This window comes from Pseudomonas sp. FP1154, from assembly GCF_030687245.1.
Lineage (GTDB): Bacteria > Pseudomonadota > Gammaproteobacteria > Pseudomonadales > Pseudomonadaceae > Aquipseudomonas > Aquipseudomonas rhizophila.
Genome location: NZ_CP117465.1, coordinates 1,563,607 through 1,580,851, shown reverse-complemented (window position 1 = coordinate 1,580,851; position 17,245 = coordinate 1,563,607). Strand labels below are relative to the sequence as shown.

The window sequence follows — 17,245 nt, the reverse complement described above, 5'->3', positions numbered from 1 at the left end:
GCGCCGCTTTGCCCTTCCTTTGCATGAGACATCCATGAAACGTTTCGTTCTACTGGACACCACCCCCATCCCTGACAATGGCGGCGCCCTGTGCCTGTTCGAGTACGGCGACGACTTCGTCATCAAGATCCAGGGCGGTGACGGTGGGCAGTTGATGAATACGCGCATGCACGGCTCCGAAGACGCCCTGGCCGAGATTCCTTGCCGCAAGGTTGCCGGCCGTCCCGGCTCGCGCGTACTGATCGGTGGCCTCGGCATGGGGTTCACGCTGGCCTCGGCCCTCAAGCACCTGGGCAAAAATGCCGAAGTGGTGGTGGCCGAACTGGTGCCCGGCGTGGTGGAGTGGAACCGTGGCCCTTTGGGCGAAAAGGCCGGTCGCCCACTGTCGGACCCGCGTACCGTGATCCGCATGGAAGATGTGGCCAAGGTGCTGCAAGCCGAACCCCAGGGCTTCGACGCCATCATGCTGGACGTCGACAACGGCCCCGAAGGCCTGACGCAGAAAGCCAACAGCTGGCTGTATTCAGCTGGCGGCCTGGCCGCCTGCGCCAAGGCCCTGCGGTCCAAGGGTGTGCTGGCAGTATGGTCGGCCAGCGCCGACCGGCAGTTTTCCGACAAACTGAAAAAGGCCGGCTTCAAGGCCGAAGAGGTGCAAGTCTTCGCCCACGGCAACAAAGGCACCCGCCACACCATCTGGATTGCCGAGAAGCTCAAGGGCTGAGCTAAACTCTGTTCAACCGTCATCAGTCTTTTTTACAAAGGTGAACCCATGAGTTCGTCAACGCCACCGTCCAACACCGCCAAGCTGGATCGCATCCTCGCCGATGCCCAGCGTGACCGGGAAATGGGTTACCGCGACAAAGCCCTGAAAATGTACCCCCACGTCTGTGGCCGCTGCGCCCGTGAGTTTTCCGGCAAGCGCCTGAGTGAACTGACTGTTCACCACCGCGACCACAACCATGACAACAACCCGCAGGACGGTTCCAACTGGGAACTGCTGTGCCTGTACTGCCACGACAACGAACACTCGCGTTACACCGACCAGCAATATTTCGGCGACGGCTCCCTGAGCACCCCGAAAATCGCCAAGGCGACCCACAACCCGTTCGCCGCACTGGCCGGGTTGATGAAAAAGGACGAGTAGCCAGCCATTTGTGGCGAGAGGATTTATGTGGGAGCAAGGCTTGCCCGCGATGAAGCCGATGCGGTCTTTCAGAAACCGAGCCGGCTGTTTCGCGAGCAAGCTTTGCTCCCACAGGATTTTGCGAACAACACGAATCCACTGTGGGAGCGAGCCTGCTCGCGATGGCGATCTTCAGAGCAATACATCACCAGAACCGAGCCCAGCCCGGACATTCCCCGTATAATCGCGCCTTTTCCCCAAAGGCACCCCGCCCGTGGCCAACAAACGCTACAGCTGCATCGGTCTGTTCAACCCCAAGTCTCCGGAAAACGTCGGTTCGGTCATGCGCGCCGCCGGCTGCTACGGCGTGGCATCGGTGTTCTACACCGGCAAACGCTATGAGCGCGCCGCAGACTTCGTCACTGACACCAAGAAAGTCCACTACGACATCCCGTTGATCGGCATCGATGACCTGAAAAAAATCCTGCCCCTGGGCTGTGTGCCAGTGGCCGTGGAACTGGTCGAAGGTGCTCGTCCCTTGCCCGAATACACTCACCCGGACCGGGCGCTGTATATCTTCGGCCCGGAAGATGGCTCGCTGGATAAAGACATCCGTGACTGGTGCGAAGACGTGGTGTACATCCCCACCACCGGTTGCATGAACCTGGCGGCCACGGTCAACGTCGTGTTGTACGACCGCATGGCCAAAGGCAATAACACCCGTTCGGGGCCGCAATTCCGCTGATCGGTGCGCAATTGGATTGAACAAGGGAATCGCTCGGGCAGTCAGTTTTATACCAACCCCACACCGGAGACAGATCATGAGCGATAACAACCCGTTCGAGCCGATTGAGACCACCCCTTTCCAATCTCATCCGCCGCAAAACGTGCATGGCTGGGAACGCATTGGCTCATTGGCCGGCGGAGTCCTGATGATGGGCAAGGGCTTGCGCCGTGGCGGCGTGATCGGTTTGGCCCAACTGGCGATCGGCGGCATGGCCCTGGCGCGCGGCATCACCGGGCACTGCTCGGCCAAGACCTTGCTGGAAAAGAATCGTCAGAACCTGCACCACGCCCGTGCCCGCATCGAGCAGGCCGGTGATGAGCTGAGCCGCATGAAAGCCAGCGCCGAGGCCGCGACCAGCACGGCTACAGTGACGGGGAATGATTCGTTGAGTTCGCCGAAGGTTGGGCTTTGATTTTACTGGCTGATGGCCCCATCGCGGGCAAGCCTTGCTCCCACATTTTGAGTGCAACGCTGGTCAATGTGGGAGCGAGCCTGCTCGCGATAGCGGTATTACTGAAGTAACCGAGTATCCAGCACAGTAGAACTCTCCCCCAGAACGCTCTCGCTGAGCTGGACAAACTCCTGGGTATCAACCGTCTCCAGACGCATGGCGGCGTGCAGCACGTCATCGAGCGAGCGCTTGTTGCGGGTTTTCAAACGAATCTCGCGGTCCAGCTCCTGCAACAGCAACACCGCCTTGGCCACCGTCGCCGGGCGGACCTGCTCGCCACGCAAGGTGCTGACGCCTTTGCTGTCCCGAGCCAACCGGTCGTTCAGGCTCTGGTAGCGCTCATCACTCATGCCGCCAGCCCGACGCAGCAATTCGATGGCGTAATACTCGGCCAGCCCTTCGCTGATCCAGTCACTGCGCTCACGATCGTTGACCCGCGCCAGCATCTGCACCAACTCGCGCAACATCGGGCTATTGCCGCGTTCGCTGACCAGCGGCGGACGACTGTGCAGATAAATCGATTCATGCCCGGCCTGGGCGCCACGCCACATCGGGTCTGACGCGCCGATGATCAGCAGCTTGCCGGGATGACGCGGCACCAACGCCTGCACTTGCGGCCAGACGAACGTCAGCAGCGTCAGCACATCCATCCGGCGCATGCCCTGGCCTTGGGGTGAGGCCACCGTCACCTCGGTCTCTCCCAGGCGTGTGCGACGGCTGCCGAGTTTGCCGGCGAGCATCCAGCCGGTGGGACGATCGAACATCCGCGCGGGGTTGTCGATGCGAAAGCGTTGCTTGCCGATGCGCGGCCAGGCCGTTTCGATGCTTTTCCAGCCGTCGGGCAGTTCAAATTGCAAACGTGACACCAGCTCAGTGCCATCCTGCTGATCCAACTTGGCCGGCGGCACAAGATCGTCGCCACGCAGAAGCCCCCATCCCGGGGTCATACGGGTTTCAAACGTACCGTTCTTGCGAGTATTACTGATGCGCACGCGATAGCTCAGGCTCGCCTTGTCGGCACTGGGACGCCAAACGCCGCGTGTGTCCTTGCCCAGGATGAGCTGCCATTGACCGTCGGCCTTGAAGTGGCTGTAGCGGCTGCCATCGCCGAGGTCGAAGTCCAGGCTGCGCACTGCCGAACCCCGCGCCAGGGTCAGGCGCACTTCGGCCTGATCGCTTTGCGGCAACAGGTGCACGTGATAATCCAGATCGACTTTCTGCGCCGCCCACAGCGGCCCGCACACCGCCCACAGCCCGGCTGCGAGCATCCTTTTCAATCCTGCTGCCATGGGTTCTCCCTGATGGTGCGATGCCCGGCATTCAGCCGGCGCGAAAAATCAGATGATCTTCCCAATCGTCCTCGGGCACGCTGCCTTCGGCCAGCATGCGCCCGGATTGGGAAATGCGTTCGTGGTGCACGGCATCGCGATCGCCACAGACCAGGTGGTGCCATAACGGCAGATCCTTGCCCTCACTGACCAGACGATAACCGCAGGTCGGTGGCAACCATTTGAACTCATCGGCCTTGCCCGGTGTGAGCTGGATGCAATCGGGAACAAAGTCGCGGCGCCGGGAATAGTCGGTGCACTGGCAGGTTTTCAAGTCCAGCAATTTGCAAGCGATGCGCGTGTAGTAGACGCTGTTGTCGTCTTCGTCTTCGAGTTTTTGCAGGCAGCACAGGCCACAGCCGTCACACAGCGATTCCCATTCCTGCGCATCAAGCTGATCGAGGGTTTTACGTATCCAGAACGGTTCGACTTTGGCGGCCATGGCTCAAGCAATCAGCATCAGATGGTGAAAAGGCCGTCAGTCTAGTGCCGGGGCCTCTTCAGGCCAAGCATGGGCGACTGTCGGTAGGGCGTTGTGTTGGCGAAGTCCGTAAATGGATTGGCCGAGAACACCGATGGGGTGACCGCTGAAGATCACTGTGGGAGCGAGCCTGCTCGCGATAGCGCCGGATCAGCCAGCATTGATGCCGACTGGCAAACCGCTATCGCGAGCAGGCTCGCTCTCACAAGTTGATTGGCTCGGTCTAATATCCCCGATCGAAATCCACTTCCCCGCGCAAGGTTTCGCCGGCCTGGTAGGCCCGCAGGTTTTCCAGGAACAACTGCACCATCATCGCCGGCGACGTCGGTGCCGAGCTATGGCCGGTCAGCAGCAGGCCCCAGGCCGTCCAGAAAGGATGCCGCTGTGGCAACGGCTCCTGGCGGCAAACGTCAATGACCGCGCCGGCCAGGTGCCCTTCCTTCAAGGCTTGCACCAGATCGGCATCGACCACGGCCACGCCGCGCCCGACATTGATGAACAGCCCGGTGGGCTTGAATTGCCTGAACAGCGTCGCGTCGTATATATCGTGGGTGTCCGGCGTGTTGGGCAGCAGGTTGATCACATAATCCACCTCCCCCACCATGCGCGGCAGATCCTTCAGCGCCCCGACCTCAATGAACGGCGCCAGCTCCCGGGCTTCGCTGGCAATGCCATACAGCTGCACACCAAACGGCAGCAGGAACTGCGCTACCCGCTGGCCGATATCGCCGGTCCCGACGATCAGTGCCTTGCGCCCGGCCAGACTCTGGCCCTGACGGTTGTCCCACTTGCGCTCGACCTGGCTGACCAGCCGCGCCAGCACCTCGCGCTCATGACCGAGCATATAGGTAAGGACGTACTCGGCCATCACCTGGCCGAAAATGCCCACCGCACGGGTCAGGCGATAATCACGCGTCAAGCCCTCGGCCAGCAGCGGCGTGATGCCCGCCCAGGTCGATTGCAGCCACTGGGGCTGATGGCCTTGACGCAACAGGGTGGCCAGCAGATCGGGCTGGCCCAGCCAGACCGGGCAGTCGGCGGCCAGTCGCGACAGTTCGGCGGAGTCGCCACTGGTCAGGACTTGGATATCGGGTGCAGCCTGTCGCAGAAGCTGGGCGTACACCGCGTGATCGTGTTCGGCAATCAGAACGCGCATGGATCAAACCTTTCAAAAACTATGCAGACGACCGCCGACAGAGTGTCGCTCCATCCTTGCGGCCATCGCCAATAAACCATTCCAGTGTTTCAAGAGGCCCGGGAAAGGTGCCTCGGGGTACCGTCAGACCGGGTCGTTGCGTCGCAGCAACTCTTCCGGCAGATGCTCGATGTATTCGTCTTCAGCCGGTGGCATCTGCAAGTGATAACCCTGGGTATCGAGGTTTTCCAGCACCAGGTTGATGTCCTCCCGGGACAGCTTGCGCTCGGGGCTCAGCACCAGGTCAAAGGCATGGATCGCCTTCCCAAAGGCAGCCATCAGGGGCTCGGGCACACGCTCCAGGGCATCGCTTTTGAGCACATACAGGTACATCTCGTTTTTCTTCGAGCTTCGGTAGATCGAGCAGATACGTTTCAAGGCTGTTCTCCGGCGGTGGCCAGGCTGTCGAGCAGCGCCTGGCCCATCAATTCGCGGCGCCAGCCACGCAGCGAATCGGGCAATTGGTAAGGGCCCTCGGGAAAGCCGCTCTTGATCAGCGCCTCGAGGGTTTTCTTGCGCAGCATCAGTTCAGGGGCGATTCCCAGGCGCTCGGCCTCAGCCTGCCCCAGTGCCCGCAGACGCTTGACCAGCGCCGAAGCCTCGATGGGCAAGGGCTCGGCCACGGCTGGCGGCCATTGTTCGGGCGGCACGCTGGCGGCGCGTTTGATCAGCTCCAGCAGGAACTCGCCGTCCTGGCGCACGGTACGCGGGTGCATGTCTTCGATTTTCGCCAACGCACCGAGGTTATCCGGCTGAGTGCGGGCCAGGGGCCACAGCGAATGCTCGCGAATGACCCGGTTACGCGGCAGGTCACGAGCCCGCGCTTCCCGCTCGCGCCAGGCGCATAGCTCGCGCAGCACGGCCAGTTGGGCACGGGAAAGTTTCCAGGCCAGCTTGGCCTCGCGATAAACCTCATAGGGGTCGACTTCGCGACGCAGGTTGGCCACCAGCTCGGCGCCATCCTCCAGGACCCAGGCGTATTTTTCGTCAGAAAGCTTCGGGCGTAGCTGTACGAAAACTTCCGCCAGATGCACTGCATCTTCAGCGGCGTAGCTGATCTGCGTTTCCGACAGGGGTCTTTGCAACCAATCAGAGCGGGTTTCGCCCTTGGGCAAGTCGATGCCCAACACGTCCTGTACCAGCCGGGAATAACCCATGGAAAAACCCAGGTTCAGGTAGGCGGCGGCCAATTGAGTGTCGAACAGCGGCGCAGGCAGGCTGCCGGTCAAGCGCAGCAGCACTTCAAGGTCTTCGCTGCAGGCGTGCAGCACCTTGAGCACTGCCGGGTTTTCCAGCAACGCGGCCAGGGGCTTCCAGTTGTCGATGGTCAAGGGGTCGATCAGATAGGCACGCTCGCCGTCGCCGATCTGCAACAAACCGGCAATGGGATAAAACGTGTCGACCCGCATGAATTCAGTGTCGAGGGCGACGAATGGCAACTGCTGCCATTGGGCGCAAAACTGACCGAGGCTATCGTTGTCGCGAATCCAGTGAATATCGATGGCCACACGGCTCTCCCTTGAAGAATGGCGCGCAGTATATATCGCCGTCAGCGATTGCGAGCATCCATAGAGCGGGAGCCTGAGAGAAATCGCCTGCGCGAAGGCAAGAATAGTCCTACATCGGGAATTAACCGGCCTTGCACAACGCATAAATCCGCGTCAGCGCAAACCCGGGCAGAAAATCCTGGTACCACAGCTGGGTGAAACCGGCCTGGCGGAACTCGGCTTCAACTTCAGCCTTGTCCGCCAGGCCGCGGTGCGGCGCAGGTCCGATGTTGAGGCGACCTTCAATTTGCACCGACACAATCACCGTGTCACGGCTGACCCGATGAAATTCGCGCAACAGCGCCAGCCGATGCTCACTGGCCTTGACGTGCCGAAACAGTTGCAGACACAAAATACAGTCCACAGCGTTAGCCGACAGGCCGAGGGTGAATGCCGAACTGGGAAAGGTCGTGACCCGCTCCAGCAACGCGCCGCCATGGTGGGTGCGGGCGTGATCGAGCATGTCTGGCGAGGGGTCCGCCGCCAGGATCACCCGGTTGGCATGTTCGGCCAGCACCGGCCAGAACCGGCCCGCGCCACAGGTCACATCCAGCACCAGCCCCGGTTCACCGGCGGCTTTCAAGGCATTGCGGACCAATTGCTCGTCACGCCAGAACGCCAGGCGCAGTCGCCTGGGCGCCGCTTGACGGCAAATGCGCGCGTGTTCCCGGTCATGATGCCTGGCGAACTCGATCTCTACGGGGGATGGGGGTTGCCCAGACATACCAACCGCTCTTGGGAAAGATGAATAGGAACAGGCTAACCACCCGTACGTGAAAAAAAAGTCGAGGCGCTCACTGCCGGGCCAATACCCCGTCAATGACCGCGCCACGGCAACCGGCAAACAGGTCCAGGTCCCGGTTGTAGACCCTGCTGTTGACTTCCAGCAGCCCGAGCATCGAATGAAACAGATTGTCCTGGCTCAAGGGCTTGTCCCGGCTCAGTTGCAGGCAATGGGTGTCGACGGAGAAGGACTTCTGATAGCTGTCGGAAAACCAGGCCAGCATCGCCACGTGTTTCTGTTGTTCCGGGGCGAGCATGTAGGGCGTGCCATGGAGAAACAGGTTGTACTCGCCCAGGGACTCGCCGTGGTCGGACAGGTACAGCATCGCGGTGTCGACCTTGTCCTGATTGGCCCGCAGCAGGTCGATCAGGGTCGATAACACATGGTCGGTGTACACCAGCGTGTTGTCGTAGCCGTTGACGATGCTCTGGCGGCTGCAATTGTTCAGCGCATTGCTTTGGCACACTGGGGTGAAATGTTCGTATTGCTTGGGATAGCGCTTGAAATACTCCGGCCCGTGACTGCCCATTTGGTGGAGCACCAGTACGGTGTCCTTGTCGAGGGTGTCGATGAAATGCTGCAGGCCCTGGAGCAGAATTTCGTCGCGACACTCACTGTTGGCGCACAGGGCCGGGTCCTTGAGATTGCTGACATCCTGCACAGTGACCCGGTCGCAAGTGCCTTTGCAGCCCGACTGATTGTCACGCCAGATCACCTCCAGCCCGGCGCGCTTGAGCACATCGAGCAGGCCTTCTTCGTTCCTGGCCTTGCTGGCGTCGTAGTTCTTGCGGCCCATGTTGGAAAACATACACGGCACCGATACCGCGGTTTCCGTACCGCAGGAGTGCACATCAGTGAAGGCGATCAGGCCAGCTTCTTGATTGAGTTGCGGCGTGGTATCGCGGTTATAGCCCAGAATGCCGAAGTTCTCGGCACGGGCGCTCTCCCCCACCACCAGTACGGTCAGGGACTTGCGGGCATGGGTTTGCCAGACCGGATTACGACTCGCATCCTCACCCAAGGTGATAAAGGGCTGTTTGGCCGACGCGACCTGTTCACGCAAGTACCCGATCGACGCACCGATGTAGTTGCTCGGTACCACCATCAAATGCAATTCATGATGATTGCGAAACAATGAAGACAACCCTTGGTAATTGGCCAGGGCGACCATGCCGATCACCCCCGCCGACACCCCGCTCACCACTAACTTGCTTAACAATTCTTTGGGCCAGCGGCGATAGCTGATCGGCGTTTTAAATAACAACCAGGACGGCAACACGCCTAACAAACCGAGGTAGGCAAACAACTTTAACGACAGTAAATCACGCACCTCTGTGGCATTGGTTTCAGCAAAGTTACGAAACATGCCGGCATCGATCAGCACGCCATACTGAGCCATGAAATACGCCACACCGGCGCTGATCAGAAAAAGCAATATCAGCACAGGCTTGAGCAGCCCACGGAACGCTACCATTGTCAGCATCAGGTTGAAGGCGAACAACACCAGCACCGCAAACGCCACGCCGATCAGCACGCCCCCGCCGTCACCTGCCGTAATGGTATGCAGGTGCTGCCAGAGCACAACGTTGAAGCCCACTAATAAAAAGACACTGGCGACCAGCGTCACCCACTCGGGGCGCACGGGTTTAATGGTCAGCATGAGGTTTTAAAGTTTCCTGGAAGTTGCGCTATGGAAAGCAAATACCGCAGGAAAGTTTGAAAAACTACTGTGCTACGGCAACACAAACTTTAGGCAGGTCACTATCAATTTTTCGTGAAAAAGTTGCCATTAAATAATTTTTCAAGTAGCAAGCCGCACGTCCGATCCGACGTGCAGCTTGTCGCTCAGTTCAAGCCTGATGGATGTACCAACGCCAGTCCTGCTCTCCGACCTCGCCCATGAACTGACGGTATTCGGCGCGTTTGACCGCCAGGTACACCCTGAGGAACTCATCGCCGAAGGCTTGCCTGGCCCAGGTCGAGGCTTCAAGCGTGCGCAAGGTGGTGAGCCAGTCGGTGGGCAGCAATTCGCTCGCCTGGGCATAGCCGTTGCCCGCCACTGGCGCACCGGGATCGCACTGTTCACGAATGCCGCGATGGATGCCGGCCAGTATCGCTGCGGCGGCCAGGTACGGGTTGGCGTCGGCACCACAAATACGATGTTCGATATGCCGCGAAAACGCCGGCCCGCCCGGTACCCTCAGGCTCACGGTGCGATTGTCCACGCCCCAGGTTGCTGCCAGCGGCGCGTAGCTGTTGCTCTGGAAGCGCCGGTAGGAATTGGCATTCGGACAGAACATCAGCAGTGAGTCGAGCAACGTGTCGAGCATCCCGCCCACCGCATGACGCAGCAGCGGCGTGCCATCGGCGGCTTCGCTGGCAAACAGGTTATGGCCCTCGCTATCCGCCAGGCTGACGTGCATGTGCATGCCCGAACCCGCCAGTTCCGCGAACGGCTTGGCCATGAAACACGCCTGCATGCCGTGTTTATGCGCCACGCCTTTAACCAGACGCTTGTAGCGCACCGCTTCATCCATGGCTTGCAAGGCATCGGTGCGGTGTTGGAGGGTGATTTCCACCTGGCCCGGCGCGTATTCGGAAATGGCCGTTCGGGCCGGGATCCCCTGCGACTTGCAGGCGGAATAGAGGTCCGCCAGGAACGGTTCGATCTGTTCCAGCTCGCGCAAGCCATAGACCTGCGTGGCACCGGGTCGGCCGCCATCAGCGTCCCGCGCCGGTTGCGGCCGGCCCTGGCTGTCGCGCTGCGCGTCCAACAGATAGAACTCCAGCTCCGCCGCCATCACCGGGTAATAGCCATCGGCCTGCAAAGCGTCGATCACTTGACTGAGCAAATAACGCGGATCGGCGATGGTCGCGGGCATGCCTTCCTGAGGATGCATGCTGACCTGCACTGCCGCAGTGGGGATCAGCCGCCAGGGCATTCGCTGCAAGCTGCCGCTGATGGGATAAGCCCGGCAATCGATGTCGCCAACATCCCACACCAGCCCGGAGTTTTCCACGTCGTCGCCATTGATGGTCAACCCGAGAATGGTACTGGGCAAGGGCCGCCCACTTTCGTAAAGCGCCAGCAACTCATCCCGGTGCAGCAGTTTGCCCCGAGGCACACCGTTGCTGTCGAGAATAAACAGCTCGAACAGCTCAATATCCGGATTTTGCTCCAGGAACGCCTGGGCTTGATGCAGGGGGGCAAAAGAGAGGTGGGCAGAACTCATGAGAACGCTCGTATTTTCATGTCGGACGGGCGACAAAGCACCGTCAGCCTGTGCTCGCGATCAACGAACACTGTTTAGGATCAACAGGAAATACAAGTATCTGGAGGACGGGCGTGGCGACAATGCCAGAGTGCCCAAAAAGCCAGTTCAGAGGGCAGCGCACACAGCGTGGGAGAGACCCCGGACATAAACCTGCCCACCGGCCCCATTGCGGCGAATGAAGGGTATTGGATTGCTGCGGGCCAACCGTCCATAAAAGACATCACAGGAAACACACTTTGGCAGAGTCCCACGTCACCAAAGCCGGTTAAACCTTGATTTGATGGAGCTTGGATCGCAACGAGCTAAACAATCGGCCAGAGAATCGAATGCTGAAGATCCGTCGTGTTCATTACATTATCTGTCCCACTCGCGACCGTGAAACCGCTCGCCTGGCATTCTCCTGGGACGATCGTTCCGTTAGGATCAAAGGTCTGGTTTGCGCAAGATCCGCGCAAGGAGCGCAGAGAGAGACAGAACGGATGCTGAACAGTAACTCCCTCAGAAAACTCGATATGCAAGACCTCATGGTGTTTAACGCTGTGTACGAGCAAAGCAGCGTCACCGGTGTATCCGAGGCGTTGTGTGTCAGCCAGTCAACGGTCAGCTACTGCCTCAAGAAACTGCGGACCTGTTTCGACGACGAGTTGTTCATCAACACCCGCACTGGCATGCGCCCCACTTATAAAGCCGAGGGCATGTACAAGCATGTGCGCGCCATCTTGCAGAGTATCAACCTGTGCCATGCCGGTGCGGCCACGGTTGATCCCACCCGGCAAACCATCAAGCGCCTGAAGGCTTGTCGGGATTCACCTTGAAACGCCGTGCAGCCAGGCCGCTGATAGCACCTGGCTGCGCGAGCGGATCGTCAAGACGCGAAGCACCTGACCCTCAGGCGCCGACGACAGCCTTGGCATAGGGGCCTCGGTCGATGTCGAGGATTTCCACGCACAGTTGCACGGAAACGTCAGCCGGCCATTCGCCCACCTCCTGGATCACCTCCAACAGTTTTTCGGCCAGCTGCTTCTTGACCTCTGGCGAACGGCCGCTCAACAAGGCCAGCTTCACGTGCACGAAACCGCGCTTTTCGAAAAGGGTGCCCACCAGGAAATTCTCGATTTTCACAGCCCGGCTTTTGATGTCCGACTCGGCAGCGAACTGACCGGAGGCCACCAGCGTATTATTCAGACGCAACAGTACGACACCCTCGTCAAACTTGGGCAGGTTGGCGGTGTACTCCATGTGCAGGTGAGGCATGTGTTCGACTCCTGTTCGAAAATATGACGATGTGGTTTCAGCCGTCGCAACCATACCTCGACTTTACTTGGCTGACGCAGGTTTTTGTTTCGCGCAGCAGAATTTGCACCGCGCCGGCGCGCTCACGCATGAACGCTTCCAGCCGTATCAGCGTTTCGAAAAACAGCCTCAAATTGTGCATTCGGCGCTGCGCAAAAAACCTTGAAGCACGATAAAGACGTCCGGCTTAATTCACCGTCAGAGACTTCAGCCCCAACGCCATGACTCGCTCGTCGCTCCCCAACCCCAGCGCCTTGGGACTGACCGCGTCGGGTAGATGAAACTGCACACGCACCTGCCCATCTGCGGCAATCGCTTCGCGAATGGCCGGGCTCAATGACAGCTCCAGGGTGTTCTCCTGCATGCGGGTCAGTTGCGTCGACAGGGCCGCAACGCCATTGATCGAGACCTCGATTCTCTGCCTGGTATGCAGGGGCTGTACGAACGCCGCAGCTTCGATCGAGAGGGCGCGGGCCTCAGGGGGCACACGCAATACAAGCTCTGCCTGAGCACCTTCCGACCAGGTGCCCCAATCTTCGACGCGCCCCCAGCCGCTGACCAACATCGCGTTTATTCGGTTGAACACCTGGCGCTCACCTGGCTTGACCTGCACGTCCAGCGTCTCCTGCGCTATCGGTGGGCATTGGGTACAGGTCTTCCATCCCGGTGCCAGCACCACGAGGCCATCAAGACGGGTCAGCAGATCGGTCTGACGATTAACGGTTTTGATCGCTTCGAGCGCGGTGCGGCTGTCGAGAATGTAGAGGGAATCCGCTTCATACTGACCGGTGGCGAGCATTTGGCCTGCGTGCCGTTGAGCGTGTTCGATCTCCCGAGTGCCCATCCGCCCCAAGTACACGCTATCGGTTTCCAGACCATGGTTCTGGGCGTATTGGCTGATCAACAGCCAGTTGTCCGGCTGATTCTGCGGCAACAACGACCGGACCTTGGCGTAGTGATTTGCCGCGCTGGCCCAAAACGGATCGGCCAGGGGCGTCGGCCAGCTCGAGGCGGTCGGCATCATCCGGCTCTTGCGCAGGCCTGCCCACCCGCTGCGGGTATCCAGAACCTGCACCACCAGGGCGACAGCCAGCAGACACACCGCAGCTCGTGGCTTATTGCCTCGGACCACCAAAAAGATCAGCGTAAACACGAGAATGTAGAACACCGGCCAGAACATCCTACCGGCTGCGCGAAAGACGTTCGCCAACTGCTCGATGGTTTTCGGCAACCAGTAATGCACATCCAGCATGCCAATACCAAGCGTGTTGGTCAGTGAAAAAAGCGTCAGCCCGATCAGCGCCAACAGCAATAGAGGTCTGCGACGCACGGCCTCCGCCAGGCCGGTGTTGCCTTGCAGCAGTGCCACGCCGGCGCAGATGGCCAGCATCAGCACCCCCAACCCCAGGTAATTGAAACCCTCGTAGTCCCCGGGTCCTTGGGGCATGTCGCGCAATACGTATGACCAGCCACTGGGGTTCACCACCGACAAAAGATTCAGACGATACAAGCCAAAACCACCCGCCACGGTCCCGCCGCCCACACTGAAATAACCCGCTTGCCAGCAGCAGAATGCGACCAGCAGAAACAGACCGGCCAGCTCAATCAAGGCATTGCGCCGGGGTAACCGACCCTTGATGGCGTTGCTGGCCAGATCAGCCAGCCAGATCAATGCCACCATCGCCAACAGATAGGCATGCACCAGCGCCGTCGCGCCCAATAGCACGCCCCAGGCCAGGCGTCGCTTTTGCAGACCGGGCCGCAACGCCAGGTACAGCGCCGCCAGGATCAGGAAATGCCCGGACAAGGAAAGATGCCCTCCCATGCGCAGAAACATCGGGGGAGAAAACACGAACAACCCGGCCCCCAACAACCTGATCCAGACCGAAGGCGTCAGCAGCCCCACCAGCTTCCAGGCAAACCAGGCCTGCAGGACAAAACACGCCAGCAGCCACAGCCCGAAATACTGGAACGTCTCGGGAAGCCAAGCATTGAAGGGCTTGAATATGAACGCCAGCAGCGGGTTGGAATCGGAAAAAATGATCCCGTTGGCCAACTCCAAGCCATAGGAAGGGTTCATGCCCAACGGAAAGGTCCAGGGCGAATCACGGAAAAACGCCCATCCCAGATAATGAGTCGCCGCATCGCCCTCCCCCAGCCAGGCGATATTCGTCGGGTTCAACACCCGAGGGCCGATGACCATCAGAAACGCCAGCACGCCCAGCAATACGGGCAACAGGGAAACCAAATAACGCTCGCCACGAACGGTCATCGATACGTCCAGAAATTATGCAAGATGAAGGTAAACACCGGGATGATCAGCGCCACGGCAGCAATGCCTGCCAGGTAATTCAGGCCCGCGCTCTGCGCCACCCAGGCCACCAGCATCGCCAGCCAGAATCCGCCGATCGACACCACCACGAAACGGCCGAGCGTGCGGCCATGCAATCGGCTGGAGAAACTCCAGAGCGTGTTGATCAGGTAAGACACCACGGTTGCCACCACAAACGCAAAACCGTTGGCCAACGGCGGGCTGGCCAGGATCAGGTGCACAAACAACACGGCAGCCAACACATGCACAGCGGTCACGAACAAGCCCGTCATGGCGAACCGCAGCCCACGTCGCAGCAACGGCGACCGCGTCCAGATCATGGTTTTTGTGCCAGACAGAACACCGTCAGGCCGGCCACGCGATTGGCGCCCATAAACGCAAGCTCCAGGCTGCACAGCGACTTCAACACGCCATTGACCAGCGGATGATGCCGAGTGAGCGAGCTGGCCGGCGCGCCGGACGTGTTGCGTTGCAACAGGCGCACGGCAGCGGCGATCGGAAACACCAGGCCGAAATAGTAAGCGCTTCTGTGCACCTGCAAACCCGCCTGGGCCACGACCCCCTCCAGTTGCCCGAGGGTGTAACGGCGTTTGTGTTCCAGAAACACATCATGCCCGCTCCAGAGAAACTGGAACGCCGGCACGGTGATCAGGAAGCGGGTGCCAGAGGGCACCTTGTCGACATAAGCCTTGAGCAGGCCCATGTCATCGTCCACGTGTTCCAACACATCCATCAACAACACCAGATCCGCGTCCAGCGCGTCGATGGCGCGCCGGTAGTGGACGGGTTTGCCGGCGGTGCTGGCATCAGAGTCGGCCGGGTAACTGATGTCCACGCACCAGGCCCGGGCCGTCTCGGTATGGGACAACAAGTGATGGGAAAAAAAGCCCGATCCGGCCCCCACATCCAGCAGTGTTTTGGCCGATGTGCCTTTGAGCATGTGGAGCATGGCGCGCGCCTTGGAACGATAGTACCAATGCTGCCCGATATCGGGCCCCAGGATGTCGGTTTCCTTGAGATCCATTGTCAGTCCTTGGCGTCATAGATGCGCCGTACCAGAAAAACCGGTCGGCGTTTGGATTCGATATAGGTCCGGCCCAGGTATTCACCCAGTACGCCGATGCCGATCAGTTGCAACCCGCCCAGGAACGTGACGGCCACCATCAGGGAGGCATAGCCTGGCAGATCGACCCCGGAAATCAGCGTCCGTAACACGATGAACACGGCAAACGAAAAGGACACCAGCGAGACGCTAAGCCCCAGGTAGGTCCAGATACGCAGCGGTTCGGTGCTGAAACTGGTGATGCCCTCCAGGGCAAAGTTCCACAGGCGCCAGCCGTTGAATTTGCTTTCACCGGCCGCACGCTCGGGCCTGACGTAATCCACGACGGTGGTTCGAAATCCTACCCAGGCAAACAAGCCCTTCATGAAGCGTCGGGACTCTGGCAGGCTCTGCAGCGCATCGACCACACAACGATCCATCAGCCGAAAATCACCGACATTTTCCGGTAGCTTGTGGTCGGCGATTTTATTTGTGCAGCCGATAGAACCCGTTGGCGGAAACCTGTTTGGCCCAAGAGTCGGAGTCACGGTTTATGCGATGGCCCAGTACCACCTCGGCACCGTTGCGCCAGTGGGCGATCATTTGCAGGATCACCTCGGGCGGGTCCTGCAGGTCGACGTCGATCGGCACCACCGCCTGGCCACGAGCCGCTTGCAGACCGGCACTCAGCGCCGCTTCCTTGCCGAAATTGCGGCTCAGGTCGACGATCCGGATGCGCGGGTCGGCTCGCTGTTTTTCCAGCAACAGCATCAATGTTTCGTCGACACTGCCGTCATTGACGAACACCAGTTCCAGGGTCACCAGCGGCTCGTTCGCAAAAACCCGATCGACTCTGGCGATAAACAAATCTATGGACTGGACTTCGTTGAAAACTGGAATGACAAGCGAAAGCGCTAGACATCCTTGCAGATCCGCTCCTGGATATTCAGTCACTTGATGGCTCTTTTTCTTATAGGTTTTTCCAGTCCCATCGGGCTCCCAGCCCCCGGGTTCCCCGGACCGGACGTCAATGACAAACGTCTGAATCGGAATGTATTAAGCAGGACCGGACAAGGCAACGCAAGAACGAAACCGGAACTTTATCCAGCCCCGCGCCCCCAAGATGACCTGTTTCCTGAAAAGGGTCGCCGGAGCAAATCCGAATCCACATCGGCAATATTTGATAACGAATGGAAACGAATTTCCCATAGCCAAAACTATCAGCTTGGCTAGGCTTGGAGCGACATGTGCAAAGCATGTCTTGAATGATTAATCGCAGGGAGCGAACCGATGTATTTTGAGATCTACAGGCAGACCCGAGGCACCCAGAGCACTGGAAAAGGCCAATGGCGGTGGCGCTTGAGAGCCGGCAACCACGAAACGATCGCCAGCGGCGAATCCTATGTGAACAAGGCTGACTGCCTTCACGTCATCGGGCTGATCAAGAGTGCCCAGGGTGAGACACCCGTGAAAGAAATCTGAAACAGCGACGCACTGTACGACCAGTAAGCCGCCCTGCGTAACGAGCAGCTTTCTGCGTTCCGAAGAATCCGGATCTCGCTTTTTCCTGCGCCAAGGCATATCAGACAGGTATCGTGTGCAGACAA

Annotated in this window: 18 protein-coding genes and 2 pseudogenes; 7 read left to right on the top strand and 13 right to left on the bottom strand. The window is 59.6% G+C overall.

The window, feature by feature from the left end:
- Positions 1-34: 34 nt before the first annotated feature.
- The 4 genes from PSH91_RS07260 (at position 35) to PSH91_RS07245 (ending at position 2,322) form a co-directional block, all read left to right on the top strand.
- A complete protein-coding gene (locus tag PSH91_RS07260) occupies positions 35-721 on the top strand; it encodes a spermidine synthase (protein WP_047227938.1) in 687 nt (228 codons plus the stop codon).
- A 48-nt stretch (positions 722-769) separates the two neighbouring features.
- Entirely contained in the window at positions 770-1,144 is a 375-nt protein-coding gene (locus PSH91_RS07255) for a YajD family HNH nuclease (protein ID WP_003184246.1), read from the top strand.
- Positions 1,145-1,397: 253 nt separating this feature from the next.
- Entirely contained in the window at positions 1,398-1,868 is a 471-nt protein-coding gene (locus PSH91_RS07250) for an RNA methyltransferase (RefSeq protein WP_003198862.1), read from the top strand.
- 76 nt (positions 1,869-1,944) lie between these two features.
- Complete coding sequence (locus PSH91_RS07245) at positions 1,945-2,322, top strand: DUF2892 domain-containing protein (RefSeq protein WP_047227940.1); 378 nt, start codon at positions 1,945-1,947, stop codon at positions 2,320-2,322.
- Between the two features lie 98 nt (positions 2,323-2,420).
- On the opposite strand, the gene PSH91_RS07240 is transcribed toward PSH91_RS07245, so the two are convergent.
- The 8 genes from PSH91_RS07240 to PSH91_RS07205 all read right to left on the bottom strand — a co-directional run bounded on the left by PSH91_RS07240 (position 2,421) and on the right by PSH91_RS07205 (position 10,929).
- On the bottom strand, positions 2,421-3,650 hold the full coding sequence (locus PSH91_RS07240) for a hypothetical protein (protein ID WP_305467717.1): 1,230 nt from the start codon (positions 3,648-3,650) through the stop codon (positions 2,421-2,423).
- A gap of 31 nt (positions 3,651-3,681) precedes the next feature.
- Positions 3,682-4,131, bottom strand: coding sequence for a YcgN family cysteine cluster protein (locus PSH91_RS07235; RefSeq protein WP_047227942.1), 450 nt, complete (start codon positions 4,129-4,131; stop codon positions 3,682-3,684).
- Between the two features lie 262 nt (positions 4,132-4,393).
- Positions 4,394-5,326 (bottom strand): D-2-hydroxyacid dehydrogenase, encoded by a 933-nt coding sequence (locus tag PSH91_RS07230; RefSeq protein WP_047227943.1) that lies wholly within the window; start codon positions 5,324-5,326, stop codon positions 4,394-4,396.
- 123 nt (positions 5,327-5,449) lie between these two features.
- On the bottom strand, positions 5,450-5,743 hold the full coding sequence (locus PSH91_RS07225) for a YcgL domain-containing protein (RefSeq protein ID WP_047227944.1): 294 nt from the start codon (positions 5,741-5,743) through the stop codon (positions 5,450-5,452).
- Complete coding sequence (rnd, locus tag PSH91_RS07220; RefSeq protein ID WP_076385932.1) at positions 5,740-6,873, bottom strand: ribonuclease D; 1,134 nt, start codon at positions 6,871-6,873, stop codon at positions 5,740-5,742. The genes PSH91_RS07225 and rnd overlap by 4 nt, the downstream gene beginning before the upstream one ends.
- A 121-nt stretch (positions 6,874-6,994) precedes the next feature.
- The gene (locus tag PSH91_RS07215; protein WP_173407244.1) at positions 6,995-7,636 is read right to left on the bottom strand and encodes a class I SAM-dependent methyltransferase; all 642 of its coding nucleotides are present in this window, start codon (positions 7,634-7,636) and stop codon (positions 6,995-6,997) included.
- A 70-nt stretch (positions 7,637-7,706) separates the two neighbouring features.
- Positions 7,707-9,356: a phosphoethanolamine transferase gene (locus tag PSH91_RS07210; RefSeq protein ID WP_305467714.1), complete on the bottom strand. Its 1,650-nt coding sequence runs from the start codon at positions 9,354-9,356 to the stop codon at positions 7,707-7,709.
- Between the two features lie 190 nt (positions 9,357-9,546).
- On the bottom strand, positions 9,547-10,929 hold the full coding sequence (locus PSH91_RS07205) for a glutamine synthetase family protein (RefSeq protein WP_305467712.1): 1,383 nt from the start codon (positions 10,927-10,929) through the stop codon (positions 9,547-9,549).
- Between the two features lie 521 nt (positions 10,930-11,450).
- On the opposite strand from PSH91_RS07205, the pseudogene PSH91_RS07200 reads away from it, so the two are divergent.
- Positions 11,451-11,753: pseudogene (locus PSH91_RS07200) on the top strand (LysR family transcriptional regulator); the annotation flags it as partial.
- A gap of 106 nt (positions 11,754-11,859) precedes the next feature.
- Here PSH91_RS07200 and PSH91_RS07195 read toward each other — a convergent pair.
- On the bottom strand, positions 11,860-12,225 hold the full coding sequence (locus PSH91_RS07195) for a 5-carboxymethyl-2-hydroxymuconate Delta-isomerase (RefSeq protein ID WP_047227950.1): 366 nt from the start codon (positions 12,223-12,225) through the stop codon (positions 11,860-11,862).
- Here PSH91_RS07195 and PSH91_RS07190 point away from each other — a divergent pair.
- Positions 12,224-12,430: a hypothetical protein gene (locus PSH91_RS07190; protein WP_188252105.1), complete on the top strand. Its 207-nt coding sequence runs from the start codon at positions 12,224-12,226 to the stop codon at positions 12,428-12,430. The two genes, PSH91_RS07195 and PSH91_RS07190, sit on opposite strands and share 2 nt — an antisense overlap.
- A 21-nt stretch (positions 12,431-12,451) precedes the next feature.
- On the opposite strand, the gene PSH91_RS07185 is transcribed toward PSH91_RS07190, so the two are convergent.
- The 4 genes and pseudogenes from PSH91_RS07185 to PSH91_RS07170 all read right to left on the bottom strand — a co-directional run bounded on the left by PSH91_RS07185 (position 12,452) and on the right by PSH91_RS07170 (position 16,592).
- Positions 12,452-14,536 (bottom strand): DUF6311 domain-containing protein, encoded by a 2,085-nt coding sequence (locus tag PSH91_RS07185; RefSeq protein WP_305467709.1) that lies wholly within the window; start codon positions 14,534-14,536, stop codon positions 12,452-12,454.
- A complete protein-coding gene (locus tag PSH91_RS07180) occupies positions 14,533-14,916 on the bottom strand; it encodes a GtrA family protein (protein ID WP_076385942.1) in 384 nt (127 codons plus the stop codon). Before PSH91_RS07180 ends, PSH91_RS07185 begins: the two co-directional genes overlap by 4 nt.
- Positions 14,913-15,620, bottom strand: coding sequence for a bifunctional 2-polyprenyl-6-hydroxyphenol methylase/3-demethylubiquinol 3-O-methyltransferase UbiG (locus PSH91_RS07175; RefSeq protein ID WP_305467708.1), 708 nt, complete (start codon positions 15,618-15,620; stop codon positions 14,913-14,915). Before PSH91_RS07175 ends, PSH91_RS07180 begins: the two co-directional genes overlap by 4 nt.
- A gap of 2 nt (positions 15,621-15,622) precedes the next feature.
- Positions 15,623-16,592, bottom strand: a pseudogene (locus PSH91_RS07170) (glycosyltransferase family 2 protein).
- Between the two features lie 336 nt (positions 16,593-16,928).
- Between PSH91_RS07170 and PSH91_RS07165 the strand changes: the two are divergent.
- Positions 16,929-17,120 (top strand): DUF1508 domain-containing protein, encoded by a 192-nt coding sequence (locus tag PSH91_RS07165; protein WP_047227955.1) that lies wholly within the window; start codon positions 16,929-16,931, stop codon positions 17,118-17,120.
- Positions 17,121-17,245 lie beyond the last annotated feature (125 nt).

Excerpts from the sequence above, each read along its gene's own strand:
- PSH91_RS07175 (WP_305467708.1), bottom strand. The coding sequence starts at position 15,620 with ATGGATCTCAAGGAAACCGACATCCTGGGGCCCGATATCGGGCAGCAT.
- PSH91_RS07185 (WP_305467709.1), bottom strand. The coding sequence starts at position 14,536 with ATGACCGTTCGTGGCGAGCGTTATTTGGTTTCCCTGTTGCCCGTATTG.
- PSH91_RS07260 (WP_047227938.1), top strand. The coding sequence starts at position 35 with ATGAAACGTTTCGTTCTACTGGACACCACCCCCATCCCTGACAATGGC.
- PSH91_RS07215 (WP_173407244.1), bottom strand. The coding sequence starts at position 7,636 with ATGTCTGGGCAACCCCCATCCCCCGTAGAGATCGAGTTCGCCAGGCAT.
- PSH91_RS07255 (WP_003184246.1), top strand. The coding sequence starts at position 770 with ATGAGTTCGTCAACGCCACCGTCCAACACCGCCAAGCTGGATCGCATC.
- PSH91_RS07180 (WP_076385942.1), bottom strand. The coding sequence starts at position 14,916 with ATGATCTGGACGCGGTCGCCGTTGCTGCGACGTGGGCTGCGGTTCGCC.
- PSH91_RS07230 (WP_047227943.1), bottom strand. The coding sequence starts at position 5,326 with ATGCGCGTTCTGATTGCCGAACACGATCACGCGGTGTACGCCCAGCTT.
- PSH91_RS07165 (WP_047227955.1), top strand. The coding sequence starts at position 16,929 with ATGTATTTTGAGATCTACAGGCAGACCCGAGGCACCCAGAGCACTGGA.
- PSH91_RS07235 (WP_047227942.1), bottom strand. The coding sequence starts at position 4,131 with ATGGCCGCCAAAGTCGAACCGTTCTGGATACGTAAAACCCTCGATCAG.
- PSH91_RS07245 (WP_047227940.1), top strand. The coding sequence starts at position 1,945 with ATGAGCGATAACAACCCGTTCGAGCCGATTGAGACCACCCCTTTCCAA.
- PSH91_RS07205 (WP_305467712.1), bottom strand. The coding sequence starts at position 10,929 with ATGAGTTCTGCCCACCTCTCTTTTGCCCCCCTGCATCAAGCCCAGGCG.
- PSH91_RS07210 (WP_305467714.1), bottom strand. The coding sequence starts at position 9,356 with ATGCTGACCATTAAACCCGTGCGCCCCGAGTGGGTGACGCTGGTCGCC.
- PSH91_RS07190 (WP_188252105.1), top strand. The coding sequence starts at position 12,224 with ATGTGTTCGACTCCTGTTCGAAAATATGACGATGTGGTTTCAGCCGTC.
- PSH91_RS07240 (WP_305467717.1), bottom strand. The coding sequence starts at position 3,650 with ATGGCAGCAGGATTGAAAAGGATGCTCGCAGCCGGGCTGTGGGCGGTG.
- PSH91_RS07195 (WP_047227950.1), bottom strand. The coding sequence starts at position 12,225 with ATGCCTCACCTGCACATGGAGTACACCGCCAACCTGCCCAAGTTTGAC.